Source organism: Xanthomonas sp. LF07-6 (assembly GCF_034105445.1).
Lineage (GTDB): Bacteria > Pseudomonadota > Gammaproteobacteria > Xanthomonadales > Xanthomonadaceae > Xanthomonas_A > Xanthomonas_A sontii.
On sequence record NZ_JAXGGI010000001.1, the window covers coordinates 669850 to 692363 of the forward strand.

Below are 22514 nucleotides of genomic sequence, written 5' to 3' on the forward strand. Positions count from 1 at the left end.
CCTTGATCGAATCTCGACAAACCCTGGAAGGAATCCCAACACGACATCCTCAGGCTGGCATTCCTGCCGGTCACGGACTTGTATGGCCCGGCGCTTGCATCAGTGCGGCGGTGCGCAACCTTCGCTGAAGCCCTGGCCCTCTCACCGGCAGTTCCGACAGCTATCCGACACCGGCAACCCGACCATGCCCCCACTTTCCCGCCGTCCCTGGCCGCTTTCGTCGACCATGATCAGTACGCCCCTGCGATTGTCCGCTGCGGCGGCGCCCCACCTCGGCGCACGCCGGCATTTCTATTTGTTCCACCTCTGGGTGCCGCTGGCGCTGGTGCTGCTGGCCAGTGGCGTGCTGATGGGCCTGGGCGGGGATTTCTGGATCGCCGACCTGCTGTATCGCTGGGAAGGCGGACAGTGGGCGCTGAAGGATGCTGCGCTGACCCGTAGCCTGATCCACCACGACGGCAAGATGCTGAGCGCGGCGGCATGGGCGGTGACCGCCGCGCTGGCGGTGTGGGCCTGGCGCCGTCCGGATGCCCGCCGCTACCGGCTGCCGCTGCTGTACCTGCTGCTGACGGTGGCGCTGAGCACCGGCGTGGTGTCGCTGCTGAAGTCGGTGACCCACATGGACTGCCCCTGGGACCTGGTCCGCTATGGCGGCGAGCGGATCTTCGTGGGCCTGTTCGAGACACGCCCGGCGGGCATGCCGCGCGGGGTATGCTTCCCCGCCGGTCATTCCAGTGCCGGCTATGCCTGGGTGGGGCTGTACTTCGTCGCGCTGGCGCTCAAGCCGGCCTGGCGTTGGCCAGCGCTGGCGATCGGCCTCGGGGGAGGCCTGCTGTTCGGTCTCGGCCAACAGCTGCGCGGCGCGCATTTCATGTCGCACGACCTGTGGACGCTGGCCCTGTGCTGGGGCGTGGCACTGGGCCTGTACCGGGCGATGCTGTGGCCGCGCGCGACCCTGTCGCAGGCCGATCGACGCCCTTCCACTACCAACGATTCCGCCGCATGAGCCATTCCGTCGCCCCGCCCTCGCCGTCCACCGCCTCCCGCGCCCGCTGGTGGGCCTGGCGCCCGCAGTTGAGCAACGAGATGCTGGCGCTGGCGGCCAGCGCGTTCTTCGCCCTGGCCTGCAACGGCATGTTCTGGCGCAGCGCGATGAGCGGCCACGGCGGCGACGTGAAGCTGGCGCTGTCGCTGTTCCTGCTGCTGCTGGCGGTGCACGGCCTGCTGCTGGGCCTGCTGCTGTGGCGCGGCATCGCCAAGCCGGTGCTGACGGTGCTGCTGATCACCACCGCGTTCGCCGCGCACTACATGAACAGCTACAGCGTCTACCTGGACGCGGACATGCTGCGCAACGTGCTGGCCACCGACCACAAGGAATCGCGCGAGCTGATGACCCCGGCGCTGATCGCGCCGCTGCTGTTCTACGCGGCGCTGCCGATCCTGGTGCTGTGGCGGGTGCGGCTGATCCGGCGTTCGCCGCTGAAGGCGCTGGCGATCCGCGCCGGCTTCCTGGTGGGCATGCTGGCGCTGGGCGGCGTCGCTGCGATGCTGTCGTTCCAGGACCTGTCGGCGATGATGCGCAACCATCGCGAGATCCGCTACCTGGCCACGCCGATCAACTACCTGGTCGCGCTGCGGCAGAACTTCAAGTCCGACAGCCCCACGCGCAAGGCGCCGAAACTGCCGCTGGAGCACGACGCCAAGGCCACCGCGCGTGCGCCGGGCAGCAAGCCGCGGCTGCTGGTGGTGGTGCTGGGCGAAACCGCCCGCGCGCAGAACTGGGGCCTCAACGGCTATGCACGGCAGACCACGCCGGAGCTGGCCAAGCGCGACGTGATCAACTTCCCCGACATGCACTCCTGCGGCACCAGCACCGAGGTGTCGGTGCCGTGCATGTTCTCGCCGTTCGGCCGCCACGACTACAACGAGAGCAACATCCGCAAGCACCAGTCGCTGCTGCACGTGCTCGAGCACGCCGGCATCAGCACGCTGTGGCGCGACAACCAGTCCGGCTGCAAGGGCGTGTGCGACGGCCTGCAGATCCAGCACCTGGACGACGCCAAGGATCCGCAGTTGTGCAAGGACGGACGCTGCATGGACGAGATCCTGCTGCAGGACCTGGCGGCGCAGGTGCGCGCCAAGCCCGGCGACCGCGTCGTGGTGCTGCACCAGCTCGGCAGCCACGGCCCCAGCTACTTCGAGCGCTACCCGGCCGCGTTCCGCCGCTTCACCCCGACCTGCGACACCGCCGACCTGGGCAACTGCAGCCGCGAACTGATCACCAACGCCTACGACAATTCGCTGCTGTACACCGACCACCTGCTGGCGCGCACCATCGACGCGCTGCAGGCGATGCCCGACTACGACACGGCGATGATCTATCTCTCCGACCACGGCGAGTCGCTGGGCGAGAAGGGCCTGTACCTGCATGGCGTGCCCTACGCGATCGCGCCGCAGGAGCAGACCCACGTGCCGATGGTGATGTGGTTCTCGCCGGGTTTCGCCAGCGCGCGCGGCCTGGACCTGGCCTGCCTGCAGGCGCGGTCGCGCCGCTACGCCGACCAGGACAACCTGTTCCCGTCGGTGCTGGGCCTGATGCAGGTCAGGACCGGCGTCTACGACCATGCGCGCGACCTGTTCGCGCAGTGCGCCAAGCCGCAATGACCGCCGGCCCACGCGCGCTCGTGGCGTAAGCGGACGCGGCGGCGCGACCCAGAGCGCGCCGCCCGAACTTGCGGCGGTGCGGGCGGGCCACTAGCCTTCCGGGCAATCGCCCTGCAAGGATTCGCCGTGACCCATCGCTCTCCGCTGCTCGCGCTGTGCCTCGGCGCGAGCCTGCTGACGCTGTCCGCCTGCCGCAAGGAACCCGCGGCCGACACCGCCGCCCCCGCCGCGGCCCAGCCCCAGGGCGAGAGCGCCGACCAGTTCGTCGCCCGCATCAACGAGGAGTACCGCGCGCTGCTGCCGGAACTGACCGCGGCGCAGTGGCTGTCGGCGACCTACATCAACGGCGACAGCGAGCGACTGGCGGCCAGGGCCAACGCGCGCTGGCTGACCACGCTCAACGGCTGGATCGCGCAGGCCCGGCGCTACGACGGCAAGCCGATGTCGGCCGACAGCGCCCGCGCACTGCGCCTGCTGCAGCAGATGACCGCGATGCCGGCGCCACGCGATCCGGCACGGCTGGGCGAACTGGCCGCGCTGGCGACGAAGATGGAAGGCGCGTACGGTGCCGCGTCCTACTGCACCGGCGAGGGCGACGCGCGCCGTTGCCGGCAGTTGGGCGAACTGGAGGACGTGCTGCGCCGCAGCCGCGACTACGACCAGCAACTGGATGCTTGGCAGGGCTGGCACGCCGCCGTGCAACCGATGCGCAAGGACTACCAGCGCTTCGTCGAACTGGTCAACGAAGGCGCGCGCGACATGGGCTACGCCGACACCGGCGCACTCTGGCGCAGCGGCTACGACATGCCGCCGGCACAGCTCGCCGCCGAGACCGACCGGCTGTGGGCCCAGGTCAAGCCGCTGTACGAACAACTGCACTGCTACGCGCGCGGCAAGCTCGACGCCGAATACGGCAAGGACAAGGGCGAACTGCCCGGCGGCCTGCTGCCGGCGCACCTGCTCGGCAACATGTGGCAGCAGGACTGGAGCAACCTGTGGGACCTGTTGCAGCCCTACCCGGGCGCCGGCAGCCTGGACATCACCGACGCACTGGAGCGGCAGTACCAGGGCAACCTGAGCGCGGCGCTGGCGCGGCGCAACGGCGACACCTCGCCGGAAGCGCGGTTCATGGCCCAGCGCGAGGCGCAGTTGCTCAGCGCACGGCAGATGACCGAGCGCGCGCAGGACTTCTACACCTCGCTGGCGATGCCCAGGCTGCCCGACAGCTACTGGACGCGCAGCCAGTTCATCAAGCCGCTGGACCGCGACGTGGTCTGCCACGCCAGCGCCTGGGACATGGACATGGCCGGCGACGTGCGCACCAAGATGTGCGTCAAGCCGAACGAAGAGGACTTCACCACCATCTATCACGAACTCGGCCACGTCTATTACGACCTGGCCTACAACCCGCTACCGCCGCTGTTCCAGGCGGGTGCCAACGACGGCTTCCACGAAGCCATCGGCGACACCGTGGTGCTGGCGATGACCCCGCAGTACCTGCATTCGATCGGCCTGGTCGACGCACCGCAGGTGGGCCGCGAAGCATTGATCAACGCGCAGATGCGCATGGCGCTGAGCAAGGTCGCGTTCCTGCCGTTCGGGCTGATGATCGACCGCTGGCGCTGGGGCGTGTTCGACGGCTCGATCGCCCCGGACCGCTACAACCAGGCCTGGTGGGAGCTGAAGGCCAGGTACCAGGGCGTGGCGCCGGCGACGCCGCGCGGCGAGGACTTCTTCGACCCCGGCGCCAAGTACCACGTGCCGGCCAACACCCCCTACACCCGCTACTTCCTCTCGCACATCCTGCAGTTCCAGTTCTACAAGAGCCTGTGCGACGCCGCCGGCTACAAGGGCCCGCTGTACGAGTGCACCTTCTACGGCAACAAGGAGGCCGGACAGAAGTTCTGGTCGATGCTGCAACGTGGCGCCAGCCAGCCGTGGCAGGCCACGCTCAAGGAACTGACCGGCAGCGAGCGCATCGACGCCGGCCCGCTGCTGGAATACTTCGCGCCAATGCAAGAATGGCTCAAGCAGCAGAACCAGGGGCGGATGTGCGGATGGGAGGCGTCGGCGCCTGTCTCGGCGCAAACCACCTCGCCCGCATCCCCTACGCCGGCCCCGACCACGCCACCGTCTCGGCATTGAGCGCTGCCAGCCGCATGGGCCACCGCCAGCTCAGTCGTCCGCCAGCCGCGCCCAGCGCTCGTGGTCGCGCCACACCCCGCCGATGCGCAGGTAGCGTGGCGAATAGCCTTCGCGGCGGAAGCCGGCGCGCTGCGCCAGCGCCAGCGAGCGGGTGTTGTCCGGCTGGATGTTGGCTTCCACCCGGTGCAGGCCCAGTTCGGCGAAGGCGTAAGCCACGCACAGGCGCAGCGCATGCGTCATCAGTCCGCGGCCTTCGCAGCCGGCCATGGCGTGGTAGCCGAGATAGGCGCTCTGGAAGCAACCGCCGACCACCTGGCTGAAGGTGAACAGGCCGGCGAGCGCGCCGCTGCTGCGTTCGCGCGCCAGCAGGGCGATGTTGCTGCCGTCCAGGGTCTGCGCGTACCAGGCCTCGAAGCCAGGCACATCGGTGAACGGATAGGTCCACGGGTGATGCAGGGCGACGCTGGCGCGGTGCGCCTGGATCAGCGCGATGCCGTCGCGGCGCCGCACCCGCGCCAGCGACACGGCCTCCTGCGCAGCCTGGCCGGCGCTCTGGCCCATGGCCTCAAGCCGGAGCCGCCGCGCCGTCGTCGCGACGCATGACCTGGGCGTGGCGCGTCTTGAACTCCTCGAAGCTCAGGCCCTGCGCCTGCGCATCGGCCTGCGCCGCGTCCTTCAGCGCGTCCGAGTACATCAGCCGCACCGGCGTGCCGGCGCGCTCGTGCAGCTCCGCCGCCTGCATGATCAGCGAGAGCACCTGCGCGGCGCTCTCGCTCTGCCCGGCGATGCGCCCGTCCATGCCCAGCACCCACTCGCCGTCGCGGCGCACGATGCCGGCCAGCAAGGTGCGCTGCTGGTCGCGCAGTTCCGCATGCGGTTCGATGGGCGCGGCCGGCGCGGCGCCCTCGGCGCGGTGGCGCAGGCGCTCGGCCAGCTTCTTGCGCAGGTCGCGGCGCTGCTTGGACTGGATGGACATGCGGTTTCCTCAACGATGACCCGACGACGATAGCCCAACCGCGGCGATGCTCACAGCGGGTCGGCCGGTTCCAGCCGCGGCACCTGCGCATCCGGCCGCGGCAGGCGCTTGCCGCTGCGCCGCTCCCAACGCCAGAAGCCCCAGCCGAGCAGGAAGAACGCGCCCGAGCCCAGCGCCAGGTGCAGGGCATGGCCGCTGAGCAGCGGCGACAGCACCCCGGCCACCAGCACGGTGACCATCAACTGGGTGAAGGCCTGCAGCGAGGAGGCCAGCCCGCGCTGGCGCGGATACATGTCCAGCACCGCCAGCGCCAGGATCGGGAAGATCAGCGCGGTGCCCAGGCCGGCGAAGAAGATCGGCAGCACCGCCCAGGGCAGCGCGATGGCCGGCGCCAGCGCGGTGTAGGCGATGTTGCCGGCCATCGACAGGCCGCAGCAGACGAAGCCGAAGCGCACCTGGCGCATCGGCCCGAGCCGCCCGGCCATGCGCCCGGACAGGAACGCGCCCAGGGTCATACCGCCGATGGTCGGCAGGAACAGCCAGGCGAAGTCGCGCTCGGTCTTGCCCAGCAGGTCGATCATGAACACCGGCGCCGAGGCGATGTACAGGAACACCCCGCCGAAATTGAACGCGCCGGCCGCGGCCAGGCGCTGGAAGCGCGGATTCAGCGCGATGCCGATGTAGTCGCGCAGCAGCGTGCGCGGCGCCAGCGGCGTGCGCGCCTGCGGCGGATGGGTCTCCGGCATCCAGCGCAGGGTCGCGACCAGCAACAGCGAGGAGAAGCCGACCAGGAACCAGAAGATCGTCGGCCAGCCGCGGCCGCTGCCCAGGATCCAGCCGCCGATGACCGGCGCGATCGCCGGGGCGATGCCGAAGATCATCGACACCTGGCTCATCAGCCGCTGCGCATCGTCGCCGTGGAACAGATCGCGGATCACCGCGCGACCGACGATCATGCCGACGCCGGCCGAGACGCCCTGCAGCGCGCGGAACACCAGCAGGGTCGGCAGGTCGCGCGACAGCGCACAGCCGGCCGAGGCCAGGATGAACACGACCAGCCCGGCCACGATCACCCGGCGCCGTCCCAACGCGTCGGACAGCGGCCCGTGGGCCAGGCCCATCAGCGCGTAGGCCAGCAGGTACACGCTCACCGTCTGCTGGATCGCCACCGGATCGGCATGCAGGCGCTGCGCCAGCTGCGGGAACGCCGGGAAGATCGTGTCGATGGAGAACGGACCGAACATCGCCAGCCCGGCCAGCAACAGGGCCATGCGGCGTGTGGACACGGACGGGAGCGTCATGGGGACATCATCCTGAAAGCCGGCCGCGGCGGCCGCAGGAAGGGCGCACGCGCGGCGACGCCGTCCGGCATGGACGGGCGCGAGAAAAGGGAGTGCGGCCATGATACGCGCTGCGGCCGCAGGCGCGCATCCGCCGCGGCTTGCCCATTCAGGCTGGCGTGGGTGCGCGCGGCCCGCCGTGGGCGCCGCCGGCCACGTTATAATCGCGGCGCAGCAAGGTGGGAGAAGCGGGGCGACCCGCTGCCGAAGGCGCAAACGCCCGTAATCGCTCAGGCCCGATACCACCCGCACCAAGACTCTGGAGAGACCGGTCAAACCCGGCGCCGAAGGGGCACGAAGCGCAGCGCCAGCCGCCGCTTCCAAACTCTCAGGCAAAAGGACAGAGGGGCATTGGGAAGACGCGTGCTTCCCGTCGATCGTGCCCGCCGCTGCGGCCCGACGACGGCCTTGCGCGCGTCCCTGCCTCCTCGTGCCTTCCTCAGCCGGACGACTGCCATGTCTCACACCTCTTCGCTGCGCGACCTCGAACACCACTGCGCCTTCATCGAGCGCCACATCGGCCCGAACGACGCCGAGATCGCGCACATGCTGCGCACCGTCGGCCACGACTCGCTGGAGGCGATGACCGACGCCATCGTGCCGGGCAACATCAAGTCGCCCGCCGCGCTGGCGCTGCCCGACGCCATCACCGAGGAGGAGGCGCTGGCCAAGATCCGCGCCATCGCCGACAAGAACACCGTGTTCCGCAGCTTCATCGGCCAGGGCTACTACGGCACCCACACGCCGAAGGTGATCCTGCGCAACATCCTCGAGAACCCGGCCTGGTACACCGCCTACACCCCGTACCAGGCGGAGATCTCGCAGGGCCGCATGGAAGCGCTGATCAACTTCCAGACCATGTGCGCCGACCTCACCGGCATGGAGATCGCCAACGCCTCGCTGCTGGACGAAGCCACCGCCGCGGCCGAGGCGATGACCCTGGCCAAGCGCTCGGCCAAGTCCAGGTCCGACACCTTCTTCGTGCACGACGCGGTGCACCCGCAGACCCTGGAACTGCTGCGCACCCGCGCCGAGCCGCTGGGCATCGTGCTGCGCGTGGGCACGCCGGAGGAAGCGCTGCAGGCCGAGTGCTTCGGCGTGCTGCTGCAGTATCCGGACAGCTTCGGCCACATCGGTGATCACCAGGCGCTGGCGGACGCGGTGCATGCGCAAGGCGGCCTGGTCGCCGTCGCCACCGACCTGCTCGCGCTGACCCTGATCGCCGCCCCCGGCGAATGGGGCGCGGACATCGTCGTCGGCAATTCGCAGCGCTTCGGCGTGCCGTTCGGCTTCGGCGGCCCGCATGCCGCGTTCATGGCCTGCCGCGACGCCTACAAGCGTTCGATGCCGGGCCGCCTGATCGGCGTGTCGATCGACGCCGCCGGCAACCCCGCCTACCGCCTCACCCTGCAGACCCGCGAGCAGCACATCCGCCGCGAGAAGGCCACCTCCAACATCTGCACCGCGCAGGTGCTGCTGGCGGTGATGGCCTCGATGTACGCGGTGTACCACGGCCCCGAGGGCCTGGTGCGCATCGCCCGCCGCACCCACCGCCTGGCCGCGATCCTCGGCGCAGCGCTGCGCGGTGCCGGCGTCGCCGTCGGCGAGCGCTTCTTCGACACCCTGCACGTCACCGGCGTCGATGCCGAGGCCATCCACGCCAAGGCGCGCGTGGCCGGCATCAACCTGCGCGCGATCGACAGCGCGTCGCTGGGCATCAGCCTGGACGAGACCGCCACCCGCGCCGACGTGGTCGCGCTGGCGCAGCTGTTCGGCGCGCAGGCCGACGTGGACGCGCTCGACGCCGCCACCGCCGATGCGCTGCCGCCGCAGTTGCTGCGGCACAGCGCGTTCCTGCAGCACCCGGTGTTCAACACCCACCACAGCGAGCACGAACTGTTGCGCTACATGCGCGCGCTGGCCGACAAGGACCTGGCGATGGATCGCACCATGATCCCGCTGGGCAGCTGCACCATGAAGCTCAACGCCACCGCCGAGATGATCCCGGTGACCTGGCCGCAGTTCGGCGCGATCCATCCGCTGGCCCCGGCCGAGCAGAGCGTCGGCTACAAGCAGCTGATCGACGAACTGGAAGCGATGCTGGTCGAGTGCACCGGCTACGACGCGGTCAGCCTGCAGCCCAACTCCGGCGCGCAGGGCGAGTACGCCGGCCTGCTGGCGATCCGCGCCTATCACCGCGCCCGCGGCGAAGGCCATCGCGACATCTGCCTGATCCCCGAATCGGCGCACGGCACCAACCCGGCCTCGGCGCAGATGTGCGGCATGACCGTGGTGGTGACCAAGTGCGACGGCAACGGCAACGTCGACGTCGCCGACATCCGCGCCAAGGCCGAGAAGTATTCGGACCGTCTGGCCGCGTTGATGATCACCTACCCGTCCACCCACGGCGTGTTCGAGGAAGACGTGGTGGCGATCTGCGAAGCGGTGCACGCGCACGGCGGCCAGGTCTACACCGACGGCGCCAACATGAATGCGCTGGTCGGCCTGGCCAAGCCCGGCAAGTGGGGCTCGGACGTGTCGCACCTGAACCTGCACAAGACCTTCTGCATCCCGCACGGCGGCGGCGGCCCCGGCGTCGGCCCTTGCGCGGTGAAGGCGCATCTGGCGCCGTACCTGCCCAAGACCCTGGGCGGCGACGGCGAGGTCGGCATGGTCAGCGCCGCCAGCTTCGGCAGCGCCTCGATCCTGCCGATCAGCTGGATGTACATCACCATGATGGGCAACAGCGGGCTGCGCAAGGCCACCCAGGTCGCGCTGCTCAACGCCAACTACATCGCCAAGCGCCTGGCGCCGTACTACAAGACCCTGTACACCGGCCGCAATGGCCTGGTCGCGCACGAGTGCATCCTCGACGTGCGCCCGCTGGAGAAGACCAGCGGCATCGGCGCCGAGGACATCGCCAAGCGCCTGATCGACTTCGGCTTCCACGCGCCGACGCTGAGCTTCCCGGTCGCCGGCACGCTGATGGTGGAGCCGACCGAGAGCGAATCGCAGCACGAGCTGGACCGTTTCATCGACGCGATGATCCAGATCCGCGAGGAGATCGCCGCGATCGAGGACGGCCGCCTGGACCGCGAGGACAACCCGCTCAAGCACGCCCCGCACACCGCCGCGCAGGTCACCGCCAGCGAGTGGACCCACGCCTATCCGCGCGAGCTGGCCGCGTTCCCGCTGCCGACGCTGAAGCAGCAGAAGTACTGGCCGCCGGTGGCGCGCGTGGACAACGTGTACGGCGACAAGAACGTGATGTGCGCGTGCATCCCGGTGGATGCGTACAAGGAAGACGCGGTGGTCTGAGCCGCGTTCTCGTTCGACGCTGCACCCGAGACCCAGCCTCGTGCGCGAGGCTGGGTTTTTTTATGCGTGCGCAGTGCGCGTACCGAGGTAGACAAGTGCGCGCGATGCGGCGCGTTGCACGGCTCGTTCACGCCGCGCCGCCCAGGATCGGGACTTCCGCCGCGCCCGCATCCTCACGCACCGGGCACCCCACCGCGACGCCTTCTTCCGCCACGCACCGGAGCGATCTCCCATGGCCAGCCGCAAGCGCACGCCCAGCGATTCCGCATCGTCCACCGCCCTCGCCTCCACCGCCGCGCCCGCCGATCAGCGCGGCCATGGCGACGAACTGCACCAGCAGGCCGGCGGCACGCATCCGCCGCTGACCACCAACCAGGGCATTCCGGTCGCCGACAACCAGAACTCGCTGCGCGCCACCCCGCGCGGGCCGACGCTGCTGGAAGACTTCATCCTGCGCGAGAAGATCACCCACTTCGACCACGAGCGCATTCCCGAACGCATTGTGCACGCACGCGGCAGCGCCGCACACGGCTACTTCGAACTGACCAAGTCGCTGGCCAAGTACACCACCGCCGCGCTGCTCACCGAGGTCGGAGTGAAGACCCCGGTGTTCACCCGCTTCTCCACCGTCGCCGGCGGCGCCGGCTCGGTGGACACGCCGCGCGACGTGCGCGGCTTCGCGGTCAAGTTCTACACCAAGGAAGGCAACTGGGACCTGGTGGGCAACAACATCCCGGTGTTCTTCATCCAGGACGCGCTGAAGTTCCCCGACCTGATCCACGCGGTGAAGATGGAGCCGGACCGCGGCTTTCCGCAGGCGGCCAGCGCACACGACACGTTCTGGGACTTCGTCTCGCTGATGCCCGAATCGCTGCACATGATCATGTGGGCGATGAGCGACCGCACCATCCCGCGCTCGCTGCGCATGATGGAAGGCTTCGGCATCCACAGCTTCCGCCTGCTCGACGCCGAGGGCCGCAGCACGTTCGTCAAGTTCCACTGGCGGCCCAAGCTCGGCCTGCAGTCCACGATCTGGGACGAGGCGGTGAAGCTGGCCGGCGCCGACCCGGACTTCCACCGCCGCGACCTGTTCGAGGCGATCGAACGCGGCGACTTCCCGGAATGGGAACTGGGCGTGCAGTTGTTCACCCAGGAACAGGCCGACGCCTTCCCGTTCGACCATCTGGACGCCACCAAGCTGATCCCGGAGGAACTGGTGCCGCTGCAGATCGTCGGGCGCATGGTGCTGGACCGCTGGCCGGACAACTTCTTCGCCGAGACCGAGCAGGTGGCGTACTGCCCGGCCAACATCGTGCCCGGCATCGACTTCTCCAACGACCCGCTGCTGCAGGGCCGCCTGTTCTCGTACCTGGACACCCAGCTCAGCCGCCTGGGCGGGCCGAACTTCCACCAGTTGCCGATCAACGCGCCGAAGTGCCCGTTCGCCAACATGCAGCGCGACGGCCACATGCAGATGGGCGTGCCCAAGGGCCGCGTCGCCTACGAACCCAGCTCGCTGCAGGCCGACAGCCCGCGCGAGACCGCGCGCGGCTTCGTCAGCCACCGCACCCAGCCCGACGACGGCGCCAAGGGCCGCGTGCGTGCCGAGAGCTTCGCCGACCACTACAGCCAGGCGCGGATGTTCTACCGCAGCCAGACGCAGCCGGAACAGGCGCACGTGGCCTCGGCGCTGGTGTTCGAGCTGTCCAAGGTCGACACCGCGCACGTGCGCGAGGCGGTGGTCGGGCACCTGCGCCACGTCGATCCCAAGCTGGCGCAACGCGTCGCCGACGGCCTGGGCCTGGACGCGCTGCCGCCGGCGCCGCCGGCCGCGGTCGCGCCGCAGGACCTGCCGCTGTCGCCGGCGCTGCAGCTCATCGGCCGCATGAAGCCGACGCTGCAGGGCCGCGCGATCGGCATCCTGATCGACGAGGGCTCGGACGCGAAACTGGTGCGCGACCTGCGCAAGGCCGCCACCGACGCCGGCGCGGCGGTCAAGATCGTCGCGCCCAAGCTCGGCGGCGCCGTCCTCAGCGACGGCAAACGCCTGGCCGCCGACGGCCAGCTGGCCGGCACACCCTCGTTCGTGTTCGACGCGGTGGCGGTAGTGCTGTCGGCCGAGGCCGGCAAGCGGCTGAGCAAGGAGTCGGCGGCCATCGACTTCGTCAGCAACGCCTCCGCCCACCTCAAGGCGATCGCCGCCGACGCCGGCGCGCAGCCGCTGCTGAAGGCCGGGAACGTGCAGAAGGATGCCGGGGTGGTCGAAGCCAGCGACAGCAAGGGCTTCGTGACCGCGGCCAAGACCCGGCAGTGGAGCCGCGAGCCGAAGCTGCGCCTGCTGGCCTGAGCAGGGCAGCGGTTTCCGCCATGGCGCCGCACGGCTGGCGCCATGGCGATGCCGGGAAAGCTGACAGGGCTCCTCACTCGCCAGCTCGCGAACCCCGGCCACACGCCGGCCGCGGCCCGGGATCTTCGGCACTCGGCGACGCGATCGCCTCGGGACAGCCACACCCTCGCCTGATGGTCGCACCCGCGCGTTCTCCGGACTGCCGTGCGACACAGGCACCCATACGACCGCGAGGCGATCGGCGCCCGTGGTCAACGCCCAGACCACGACCCGGATGTGCACCCCGCGGGGTCACGGCACAGGGTCAAAGGTCCGGCCCAATCGCGGCCGCAAAATCGCCTGGTCAATTTTTCGCCACCCCTCTTGACACTGTTGTGTCACGGGCCGGCATCGGCCTTATCCACAACCTTATGCAGAAGTCATCCACACCCCCTGTGGACAAGCCGCCGATGCCACCCTCACCGCACCGGAACATCCAAGTCATTGATTCGTGGTCAAAAAGCTTGTCACGCACTTGACAAGAAGCAGGCAGACCACTCCCGCGTGGCCGCCTGACGGCGACGGCGGGAAAAACTTATCCCGAGCCTCGGGGCGGCGCGTCTACATCGGAGCAAGGTGAAGGAGGTGTGAAATCTTCACCTGCTCGCGACGGACGGTTGGCGCTATGTCCCCCATTCGCGCCAGGCAGGCCGAACGCCCATGCCCAGGCGCGCAGGACCGCCTCGCAGGTTGTGCAACGCACCATGCTTTACGCCCGTTCCGACACCTTCAGGCGCGGCCCCGGGGCCGGGTGACCCGCCATGGGGCACCCAGCCACACCACGGTCACGGCGTCAGGATCACCTTGCGGCAATCCTGCTCCTTCTTGTCGAAGATCGAATACCCCTGCGCCGCCTCGGCCAGGCTCAGTCGGTGGGTGATGATCTCGTTGGGCCGCAGCCGGCCCTCGCCGATGTGCTCCAGCAGTTCGGGCATGAAGCGCTGCACATGGGTCTGGCCCATCTTGAAGCTCAGCCCCTTGTCGAAGGCGTCCCCGAACAGGAAGCCGTGGATGAAGCCGGCATACACGCCGGGCACGCTGACCGTGCCACCGCGGCGGGTGGCGGCGATGCACTGGCGCAGCGCCGTGCCGCTGCTGCCTTCCAGCTTCAGCGTGGCCATCACCGTCTCCACCGTGCTGCCCTTGGCTTCGAAGCCCACCGCGTCGATGCTGGCGTCCACGCCACGCCCGTCGGTCTGGCCGACGATGATGTCGGCCGGATCGTCGATCTCCTCGAAGTTCAGCGGAATCACCCCGTAGGTGCGCTGGGCGAAGTCGAGCCGGTACGCATAGCGATCGACCATGAAGATCCGCTCGGCGCCGAGCATGCGGCAGCAGGCCGCGGTCATCAGCCCGACCGGGCCGGCGCCGAAGATCGCCACGGTACTGCCCTGACGCACGCCCGCGTTGACCGCGGCCTGGTAGCCGGTGGGCAGGATGTCGGACAGGAACAGCACCTGCTCGTCGTGCAGCACGTCCGGCACCACCAACGGGCCGACATTGGCCTTGGGCACGCGCACGTACTCCGCCTGGCCACCGGCCACGCCGCCGTACAGATGGCTGTAGCCGAACAGCGCCGCCGGCGGGCGGATGCCCTTCTGGTTCAGCGCCGCGCCCTTGCCGGTGTTGGTGGTCTCGCAGGCGGCATATTCGGTCAGGCGGCAATGGAAGCATTCGCCGCAGGCGATCACGAACGGGATCACCACGCGGTCGCCCTTCTTCACCCGCTGCACGTCCGGGCCGACGTCTTCCACCACGCCCATGAACTCGTGCCCGAGCACGTCGCCGGTGTGCAGATCGGGAATCTTGCCGCGGTACAGATGCAGGTCCGAGCCGCAGATCGCGGTGGCGGTGACGCGCAGGATGATGTCGTCGGTCTCGACCAGCACCGGGTCGGGAACGGTTTCCACGCGCACGTCCCGGGTGCCGTGATAGGTCAGAGCTTGCATGGGTAGGTCCTTTCGTCTGCGAACACGTGCCCGCAGTGTCGCCGCCGATGCCGTGCATCGTCGGTGACCACGCCGTGAGTCCGATGTCGCGACCGCAGTGCCTGCGCGCGTGATTGCTGCTTTACCATGCGCCGTCCCCACTGCGAGCCGATGCCATGCCCGACAGCCTCCACGACCTGCAGGCCGCCCAGCGCGCCTTCGCCGACGCCCGCGACTGGGGTCAGTTCCACAGTCCGCGCAATCTCGCCGCGGCGCTGTCGGTGGAAGCGGCGGAATTGCTGGAGCACTTCCAGTGGCTGGACGATGCGCAGAGCAAGCAACTGTCTGCAGAAAAAAAGCAGCAGGTCGGCAGCGAGATCGCCGACGTGCTGCTGTATCTGGTCCAGTTGTGCGACAAGCTGGAGATCGATCCGATCGACGCCGCGCAGCGCAAGATGCTGGCCAACGCCGCCAAGTATCCGGTGGAGCGCGCCAAGGGCCGCATCACCAAGTACACCGAGCTGTAAGACCCCGGCGAGTCGCGCCGATCGCGGATGCGTCGACGCGCGGCGGTGGCATCCGCCGCCGCGCGCCATGGAGCGACTAGCCGCTCGAGCGCGAACTGCGTGTGCGCGCGGACGATGTCTTGCCTGCGCGCTTGCTGGTCTTACGCTTGCTGGATGCGCTCTTCTTCGCTGGCGTCTTCCTCGCGACCGAGGTTTTCGCCGTCGACTTTTTCGACGCTGTCTTCCTGGATGCCGTCTTCTTCGAGGCCGTCTTCTTGGTCGCAGTCTTCTTTGCCGAAGAAGTCTTGCTCGCCGCCTTCTTGCTCGCCGCCTTCTTGCTCGCGGCCTTCTTGGCCGGCGCCTTCCTGGCCGAAGCGGTCTTCGCCGAGATCTTCTTCGCGGCGGCCGTCCGCGTGCCGGCCTGTTTGGCCCGGGTCTTCGCGGCCTTCTTGGCCGCGCTCTTGCGCACCGTCGCGCCCTTGGTCTGCGCGGCCTTCTTCGCCGCGGCCGAGCGGCTGCTGACGCTACGCTTCTTCGCCGCGCGCTTGGTCTGCGTCGACAGCGCCTGGCTGCCCACGGTCTGCGTCGCGCTCTTGCCCTTGCTGGCGGTCTTCAGCGCCTTCTTGGCGCCGCGCGAGCGCGTTGGCGACGGCTCGGCCTGCTTGCCGCCCTTGGCCTCTTCCTGCGCAACCTTCTTCCTGGTGGCTTTCGACGCGGTCTTCGACGCGCCGGTCTTGACCCCGGCGCGGCGCGCCTTGGACAGGCCGATGGCGATCGCCTGCTTGGTCGACTTCACCTGGGTCTTGCCCTCGCGCACACGGTCGATTTCCTCGCGCACGAACTCGCCGGCCTGGGTCGTGCCGGCCTTGCCTTCGCGCTTGGCGCGGCGCGCACGGGTGGTGGTGGATTGCTCCGGCATCGATCCATCTCCTGAAAGCGGCCACGACGGCCATCGGCTCCGGGTGTAGCAACGCGCAGGTCAAGAGCAGGCATACGACAGGCGAAGCGCACGTGCATATGCCTGCAGGCGGAAGACGGCGCCATCAGCTGTCGCGACCGCACAACGCCGGCCAATAGGTCTGGATGGCATGCTGGATCGGCGCGTGTCGTCCGTACATCAACGCGCCGACCAGGACCACCGACACGATGGCGTACATGCGCAGGCGCGCGGGCAGCTGCGGCGCACCGCGCCACTGCAGATAGCACGCCGTCGTCGCGGCCCCGACCACCATACCGGCAGCGACCTCGGACAAGCTGTGCGCTCGCGCGTAGACGCGGGCAATGGCGATCACGCTGGCGATGGCGAAACCGCAGGCGATCGCCAGCCGCGGCCGCGGACGGGCGCGCAGGCACAGCATGCAGGCCATCGGCCATACGCAGGCGGCGAGCATGGTGTGTCCACTGATCACCCGGAACTGCAGCGCGCGCAGTTCCACCCCACAGCCGGCGTAGAGAATCTTGGTCGCCCCGACCAGGGCGGCGGCGCTCGCCAGCAGGCCAAGCCACGTCGCCGCGGCACGCCATCCCGCGCTACCCAGCACCAGCCACAGTGCGCAGACGAGCCCGAGCGGCAGCGTCATCGCCGCGTCGCCGAAGTTGCTGATGGCAGACCACATGCTGGGGAAAACGTCCTTCGGCGTACGCGTCGTTCGGAGCCACCGACACCGTGCGCCGGGGGCGGCCATGATACGGGCGATCGCTCGAACGGGAGGAACCTGGCACGCGATCAGACCGCGTCCGCTCCTCCGACCAGCGCTATGGCACGACAGCGGACTCCCGGAGAGGCGCAACCGTGATCTTCCGCGCAAGGGCCGACGGCAGCGCTGACCACAAGTCCCTGCTTGTGGGAGGGACTTCAGTCCCGACTGCAATGAGGTCGGTTGCGCAGATGGACTCGCGCATCGCGGGCGAATCGCCGTCGACGCCTGCACGACACCCGACCGCCGGTTCGATCGCGTCGTACCCAGACCACTAGCCGAGCTCTTACTTTGCGCGTGCGGCGCGCCGCTCCGCCACAGCCTCCGGCGCCGGCTCCCAGCCGAACACACTGCGCCCGCCATAGGCATGCGATTGCGCGCGCTCTTCGGCGATGTAGTCGTCCACCGACGGCCCGCGCGCGGCCGGTTCGAGCAGGCGCGCCTGCGCGTCCAGGCGGCGGATCGCGTCCAGTTTCTCTTCGCGGCCCAGCTTGGCCTGCGCCACCGCCGTCTTGAGCACGCCGATGGTGTGGTCGTAGACCCGCGTCGGCACCGGGAACGGATGCCGGTCCTTGCCGCCATGGGCCAGCGAGAACCGTGCCGGATCGCTGAAACGGCACGGCGCGCCGTGCAGCACCTCGGCCACCAGCGCCAGCGCGCGCACCGTGCGCGCACCAACGCCCGGCACCTGCAGCAGGTCGGCGAAATCGCGCGGCCCGCATTCGGCAGCGGCGGCCAGCGCACCGTGCAGTCGCCGCACTACGATGTCGCTACCGCGCACGTCGTGGTGGTCGGGCAGCGACAGATGCGGCAGGTCGGCCGGCCGGCGCTCGGGCACCGTGGCGGCCGCCGGCGCGAACAGGTCGCCGGTCTCCGCGAACAGCGCATCGGCGGCCAGCGCGGTGGCGCCCCGCCCCTGCGCGGCGTGGGTCGGCGCCGTGGCGGCCGATGCCGGCGTCTGCGCGGCCTCCAGCGCGGCGTATTCGCGGGCGATGCGCTCCGGTGCCAGCGTCTGCAACAGCTCCACCTGCGCCGCACGCGCGGCGGCGGCGCGATGATCGGCGAGATTGACGATGTGGCCCTGGCGCGGGCCGTCGATCGCCGCATGCGGTGCATCGACGAAGCTGCTCAGGCCTTCCGACAGCCAGTGGTAGCGGCGTGCCTGCTTGCGCCCACCGTGCATGCCCTGCTGCACCACCACCCAGCGCCCGTCGTCGCTGACGATGAAACCGTGCAGGTACAGGTCGAAGCCGTCCTGCACCGCGGCGCTGTCGACCTTGGCCACCAGGCGGCTGACCCGCGCCAGGTCCGCGCCGTCCAGGCCGGTGCGCTCGCCCACCGCCTGCAGCTCGTCCGGCGTGGCCCGCGAATGCCGTCCACGGCCGCCGCACACGTGGATGCCCAGTTCGCCGGACAGCGGCGCCAGGCCGCGCTTGAGCGCGCCCAGCACGCTGGTGGTGATGCCGGAGGAATGCCAGTCCATGCCCATCACCGCCCCCAGCGACTGGAACCAGAACGGATGCGCTAGGCGCCGCAGCAATTCGTCGCGGCCATAGCTGTGCACGATGGCCTGGCACATCACCGCGCCGAGCCGGGTCATGCGCGCGCCCAGCCAGTGCGGCACGCGACCGCCATGCAGGGGCAGATCGGCGCTGCCGGAACGTCGGCTCATGGGGGCTCCGAGGAACGGGGTGCACCAGGGTAGCCAGTGCGGGTCTCAGCGCGCGAGTCTGGAGGCGAGCGCAGGCTGAGTGATTCAGTGCGGCCGCACGCGCGAAAGCACCCAGGGCGCTGCATGGACCGGCCCTGCTCGTTGCGTGTCCCGCACGGCATGCCTTTCGACGACGCCGGCGGGCAACTGGATCCCGAAGGAAGTCAGCGCCGCTCTCACGGCGGCAAGCATCTCCGCGCAAACGCACCTGCCGTCGAGGCTTCAGCCCTGACAGGAGGCGTTACGGCTGGCGTCCCGATCCAGGCGAACGCATCGCGCGGCATCCGGCCGGCACGGGAGACGCGGCAGCGGATCGACGACGTTGCTGCGACGACGCAGGCTGCGCGACGCTGCATCCCGTTCCTTGCGCTGCCTTGCAGCTCACCTGGCCGCGCCGGGGTCGTGACATCCTGTCGTGCTTCGACACCGATGCGATCGATGTCTACCAGGTGGATCGCCCTGCGATTGCGCAGTTCGCCATGGACCACCAGCGCTTCGGCGGCGAGTTCAGCTACCACCGGATGAGCTGGATCAAGCCGAATTTCCTGCGAATGATGTCCCGCGCCGGTTGGGCGCAGAAGCAAGAGCGGGAGCGGATCCTGGCGATCCGGCAGCCACGCGCCTGCTTCCACTACGCAGGCACTGCCGGCACGGCATCACGCACCCGGCGCACGACACGCGCCGGGCATAATGCGCCTCAGGTCCACTGTCGCCACACGCCCGATGTCCTACGCCACCCTCCGCACGCTGCTCGCCTCCTGGGGCGAACTGCGTCCGCAACCTGCATCCGACTGGCAGGGCACGCTGCCGCTGCCACAGGTGCTCGCCGACTTCTATGCGCAGGTGGGGCCATGGGGCGACATCCGCGACGCCACGGCCGGCCCGACCGGCCTGTCGCTGCAACTCGGCGGCAACCCGCTCGACATTCCGCCGTTGTGCAAGCTGTGGGCGCTGCAGGCCGGCTACCGCTGGAACGCGATCGACGGCAAGCCCATTGCCGCCTGGCGCGACCACTGGCTGGTGATCGCGGACCAGGGCGCGGACCCTGTCATCCTCGACACCGCCAGCGGCGGCGTGCTGTTCGCGTTCCACGGGGCCGGCGCATGGCGCCCCCGACCGCTGGCCGCCAGCCTGGAGATCGCATTCGGTGGTCTGGCGACCATGGCCAACACCATGGCCGAACTCGGCGATGCCGCATTCGACGACAGCGCCGCGCTGTGCGCCACTGCCCGCAACGCGGTCGCCGCGTCGCTGGCCGCCTATCTGGGCAGCGACGTCGAGGCCGCGCGCTTTCTGGAAACGCTGGATTGGTAGCGGGCTGAGCAAGCAAGGCGCGGCTGCGCCAAGCGCGACGTCTACGCCAGATTGGCGACGGCATCGCCCCTGCCGGTCGCCCCATCGCGATCGCGCGGCTGCATGGTGATGTTCCAGGGAGCGCGCCTGCCGACCCACGATTATCGTGCACCGCATCACAACTTCTCGCTCCCGATGAGGTAGCGTGACCATCGGGGTCCAAACAGGGGATTTGCCGATGACGTTTCGTACCACGCGGCGCGGGCTGTTGCTCGGCGCCGGTTCGTTCGCGTTGCTGTCGCACGTGCCGATGGGCCTGGCCCTGCCGCGTGCGCCGGCGAAGACGCCGGCCTTCATCGATGCGCTGATCGCGCGGATGACGCCGGAAGAGAAGGCTGGGCAGCTCACCCTGTTCGGTTCGGCGCAGCAGACCGATGCGGCGGCCGCCGCCAATCCGGTCAACGTGCGCCCCACCGCCGAGGGCCAGTTGGCCGCGGCGCGCGCCGGACGCCTGACCGGCATCTTCAACGGCTCCAACGTGCGCTGGCACCAGCAACTGCAGCAGGCCGCGCTGGAGAGCCGGCTGAAGATCCCGATGCTGTTCGCCGCCGATGTGATCCACGGCTTCACCACCGTGTTCCCGGTGCCGCTGGGCGAAGCCGCCAGCTTCGAGCCGGAGCTGGCGCAACGCACCGCGCGTGCCGCCGCACTGGAAGCCAGCGCGGTCGGCATCGACTGGACCTTCGCGCCGATGGTCGACATCGCCCGCGATGCGCGCTGGGGCCGCGGCGTGGAAGGCAGCGGCGAGGACGTGCTGCTGGGCCGGCGTTTCGCCGAGGCCCGCGTGCGCGGCTTCCAGGGCGGGGGCATCGACCATGCCGATGCGCTGGCCGCCTGCGCCAAGCACTTCGCCGCCTACGGCGCCGCCGAGGCCGGCCTGGACTACAACACCGTCGACATCTCCGAGCGCACCCTGCGCGAGGTGTATTTCCCGCCGTTCCAGGCCGCCTTCGGCGCCGGCGCGGTGACCACCATGGCTTCCTTCAACGAGCTGTCCGGCGTGCCCGCCACCGCCAACACCTGGCTGCTGAGCCAGGTCCTGCGCGGCGAGTGGAACTACAGCGGCCTGGTCGTCTCCGACTACACCGGCGACCTGGAACTGGTCGCGCACGGCTACGCCCGCGATGCGCGCGACGCGGCGCGGCTGGCGTTCCTGGCCGGCGTGGACATCAGCATGCAGAGCGGGCTGTACCTGCAGCACCTGCCTGGCCTGGTCGCCGACGGTGCGGTGCCGATGGCGCGGCTGGACGACGCGGTGCGCCGCGTGCTGCGCTTCAAGGCCGCGCTGGGCCTGTTCGACGACCCGTTCCTGCGCATCGTGCCCGAGCGCGCGCAGGCGCGGCAGCGGCGCCCGGAGACGCTGGCACTGGCGCACGAGGCCGCACGCAAATCGGTGGTGCTGCTCAAGAACGAGGGCGAACTGCTGCCGCTCAAGCGCCAGGGCCAGCGCATCGCGCTGATCGGGCCGATGGCCAGCAACTGGGTGGAGAGCGCCGGACCGTGGACGCTGTTCGGCGGCGACGACAGCGGCAACGACCTGGCCACGGCCCTGCGCGCGCAATTGGCCGATCCGGCCGCGTTGCAGGTGGTGGAAGGCTGCGCGTTCGAACACGCACTGCCGGGCGGCGTGCAGGCGGCGGTGGCCGCGGCGACCGCCGCCGACGTGGCGATCCTGGCGATCGGCGAACCGCTGCGCTACTCCGGCGAAGCGCAGTCGCGCACCGACATCAGCATCCCCGGCGCGCAGCAGTCGCTGCTGGCCGCCGTGGCGGCCACCGGCACGCCGGTGGTGGTGGTGCTCAGCAATGGCCGTGCGCTGGTGCTCGACGGCGCGGTGCTGGACGCGCCGGCGATCCTGGTCAGCTGGTTCCTCGGCTCGGCCTCCGGCCCGGCGCTGGCCGACATCCTGCTCGGCGTGCACGGCCCCTCCGGGCGCCTGCCGGTGAGCTTCCCGCACGAATCCGGGCAGTCGCCGTACTACTACGCGCACAAGCCCACCGGTCGCCCGGATCCGCGCCCGAACGCGCTGACGCCCTTCACCACCCACTACCGCACGATCTCCAACACCGCGCTGTTCCCGTTCGGCCACGGCCTGACCTATGGCCGCATCGAATACGGCGAACTGACCTTGAGCACGTCGCGGCTGGCCGCCGGCGGCACGCTGAAGATCGCCGCACGCATCCACAACCGCGGCCACCGCGACGCCGAGGAAGTGGTGCAACTGTACGTCCGCGACCGCAGCGCCAGCATCACCCGCCCGGTGCGCGAACTGAAGGATTTCCGCAAGGTCGCGGTGCCGGCCGGCGGCAGCGCCAGCGTGGACTTCGTGCTGCGCCGCGAGGATCTGCTGTTCGTGGGCCAGGCGCTCAAGCCGACGGTGGAACCGGGCCAGTTCGATCTGTGGGTCGCGCCCTCGGCGCAGGCACCGGGGCTGACGGCCAGCTTCGAACTGCTGGGCTGATCGCCGCAGCCTCGGCAACCGCTGGCGGT

At 69.8% G+C, this 22514-nt stretch carries 14 protein-coding genes, 1 pseudogene and 1 riboswitch; of the genes and pseudogenes, 8 read left to right on the top strand and 7 right to left on the bottom strand.

All coding sequences use genetic code 11. The features are described 5' to 3' along the window. Nucleotides 1-226 precede the first annotated feature (226 nt). The 3 genes from SLW56_RS02775 (at nucleotide 227) to SLW56_RS02785 (ending at nucleotide 4809) form a co-directional block, all read left to right on the top strand. Nucleotides 227-1006 (top strand): phosphatase PAP2 family protein, encoded by a 780-nt coding sequence (locus SLW56_RS02775; protein WP_148828813.1) that lies wholly within the window; start codon nucleotides 227-229, stop codon nucleotides 1004-1006. Continuing rightward, entirely contained in the window at nucleotides 1003-2664 is a 1662-nt protein-coding gene (locus SLW56_RS02780; protein WP_267093665.1) for a phosphoethanolamine transferase, read from the top strand. Before SLW56_RS02775 ends, SLW56_RS02780 begins: the two co-directional genes overlap by 4 nt. Before the next feature lie 126 nt (nucleotides 2665-2790). Then, a complete protein-coding gene (locus tag SLW56_RS02785; RefSeq protein WP_295932766.1) occupies nucleotides 2791-4809 on the top strand; it encodes a M2 family metallopeptidase in 2019 nt (672 codons plus the stop codon). 30 nt (nucleotides 4810-4839) lie between these two features. On the opposite strand, the gene SLW56_RS02790 is transcribed toward SLW56_RS02785, so the two are convergent. The 3 genes from SLW56_RS02790 to SLW56_RS02800 are packed head-to-tail and all read right to left on the bottom strand — an operon-like array spanning nucleotide 4840 to nucleotide 7086. Continuing rightward, nucleotides 4840-5370, bottom strand: coding sequence for a GNAT family N-acetyltransferase (locus tag SLW56_RS02790; protein ID WP_017911298.1), 531 nt, complete (start codon nucleotides 5368-5370; stop codon nucleotides 4840-4842). Nucleotides 5371-5374: 4 nt separating this feature from the next. Continuing rightward, nucleotides 5375-5785 carry a hypothetical protein gene (locus SLW56_RS02795; protein ID WP_017910138.1) on the bottom strand — a complete coding sequence of 137 codons (411 nt, stop codon included), beginning with the start codon at nucleotides 5783-5785 and terminating at the stop codon, nucleotides 5375-5377. A 50-nt stretch (nucleotides 5786-5835) separates the two neighbouring features. Then, a complete protein-coding gene (locus SLW56_RS02800; protein WP_267116810.1) occupies nucleotides 5836-7086 on the bottom strand; it encodes a multidrug effflux MFS transporter in 1251 nt (416 codons plus the stop codon). A gap of 288 nt (nucleotides 7087-7374) precedes the next feature. Then, nucleotides 7375-7479, top strand: a riboswitch (glycine riboswitch). 102 nt (nucleotides 7480-7581) lie between these two features. Here SLW56_RS02800 and gcvP point away from each other — a divergent pair. Together gcvP and SLW56_RS02810 are read left to right on the top strand one after the other, a co-directional pair. Continuing rightward, nucleotides 7582-10443, top strand: a complete 2862-nt coding sequence (gene gcvP / locus SLW56_RS02805) for an aminomethyl-transferring glycine dehydrogenase (RefSeq protein WP_295915470.1) — start codon at nucleotides 7582-7584, stop codon at nucleotides 10441-10443. Nucleotides 10444-10675: 232 nt separating this feature from the next. Continuing rightward, nucleotides 10676-12790 (top strand): catalase, encoded by a 2115-nt coding sequence (locus SLW56_RS02810; protein WP_320694318.1) that lies wholly within the window; start codon nucleotides 10676-10678, stop codon nucleotides 12788-12790. 824 nt (nucleotides 12791-13614) lie between these two features. Here SLW56_RS02810 and SLW56_RS02815 read toward each other — a convergent pair. Beyond that, on the bottom strand, nucleotides 13615-14778 hold the full coding sequence (locus tag SLW56_RS02815) for a zinc-dependent alcohol dehydrogenase (RefSeq protein WP_017910142.1): 1164 nt from the start codon (nucleotides 14776-14778) through the stop codon (nucleotides 13615-13617). A gap of 155 nt (nucleotides 14779-14933) precedes the next feature. Here SLW56_RS02815 and SLW56_RS02820 point away from each other — a divergent pair, with 155 nt between their 5' ends. Continuing rightward, a complete protein-coding gene (locus SLW56_RS02820; RefSeq protein WP_150411117.1) occupies nucleotides 14934-15284 on the top strand; it encodes a nucleotide pyrophosphohydrolase in 351 nt (116 codons plus the stop codon). Between the two features lie 382 nt (nucleotides 15285-15666). On the opposite strand, the pseudogene SLW56_RS02825 reads toward SLW56_RS02820, so the two are convergent. The 3 genes and pseudogenes from SLW56_RS02825 to SLW56_RS02835 form a co-directional block, all read right to left on the bottom strand. Continuing rightward, nucleotides 15667-16182: pseudogene (locus SLW56_RS02825) on the bottom strand (DUF6496 domain-containing protein); the annotation flags it as partial. Nucleotides 16183-16306: 124 nt separating this feature from the next. Beyond that, complete coding sequence (locus SLW56_RS02830; RefSeq protein ID WP_295908268.1) at nucleotides 16307-16948, bottom strand: phosphatase PAP2 family protein; 642 nt, start codon at nucleotides 16946-16948, stop codon at nucleotides 16307-16309. 298 nt (nucleotides 16949-17246) lie between these two features. Next, nucleotides 17247-18632, bottom strand: coding sequence for a DUF763 domain-containing protein (locus SLW56_RS02835; protein ID WP_295842823.1), 1386 nt, complete (start codon nucleotides 18630-18632; stop codon nucleotides 17247-17249). A 389-nt stretch (nucleotides 18633-19021) separates the two neighbouring features. Here SLW56_RS02835 and SLW56_RS02840 point away from each other — a divergent pair, with 389 nt between their 5' ends. Next, entirely contained in the window at nucleotides 19022-19993 is a 972-nt protein-coding gene (locus tag SLW56_RS02840) for a DUF4291 family protein (protein ID WP_320694396.1), read from the top strand. Between the two features lie 209 nt (nucleotides 19994-20202). Beyond that, entirely contained in the window at nucleotides 20203-22485 is a 2283-nt protein-coding gene (locus SLW56_RS02845; RefSeq protein WP_320694319.1) for a glycoside hydrolase family 3 N-terminal domain-containing protein, read from the top strand. Nucleotides 22486-22514 lie beyond the last annotated feature (29 nt).